The sequence below is a fragment of the Streptomyces sp. SID13726 genome (assembly GCF_010548375.1).
Classification (GTDB): domain Bacteria; phylum Actinomycetota; class Actinomycetes; order Streptomycetales; family Streptomycetaceae; genus Streptomyces.
The window spans coordinates 1-417 of the sequence record NZ_JAAGLY010000593.1; the positions used below are offsets into that span (position 1 = coordinate 1).

Here is a 417-nt window from a genome sequence, read left to right on the forward strand (position 1 = left end):
CACCTTGGTGACGTCGAACGGGTTGAAGCGGTACTCCGCCGCCTCGGCCGCCGGCATGATCTGCACGTGCAGCGTCCAGGACGGGTTCACCCCGCGCTCGATGGCCTGCACGAGGTCGCGCTGGTGGCTGTTGGCGTCCGCGCCGACCTGCTCGGCGGCCTGCTCCGAGGAGAGCGAGCGCACACCCTGGTTCGTCTTGAAGTGGTACTTGACGAAGAACGCCTCGCCCTGCGCGTTCGTCCACTGGTACGTGTGCGAGCCGTAGCCGTTCATGTGCCGGTACGAGGCCGGGATGCCGCGGTCGCCGAAGAGCCAGGTGATCTGGTGGGTCGCCTCGGGGGAGTGCGACCAGAAGTCCCAGACGTTGTCGGCTTCCTGGATGCCCGTGAACGGGTCGCGCTTCTGCGAGCGGATGAA

Annotated in this window: 1 protein-coding gene; it reads right to left on the minus strand. The window is 67.1% G+C overall.

Going from position 1 to position 417, the window contains the following annotated elements; genetic code table 11:
* A partial coding sequence (locus G3I78_RS49290) for a catalase (protein WP_164437189.1) occupies nucleotides 1–417 on the minus strand: 417 nt, incomplete at both ends.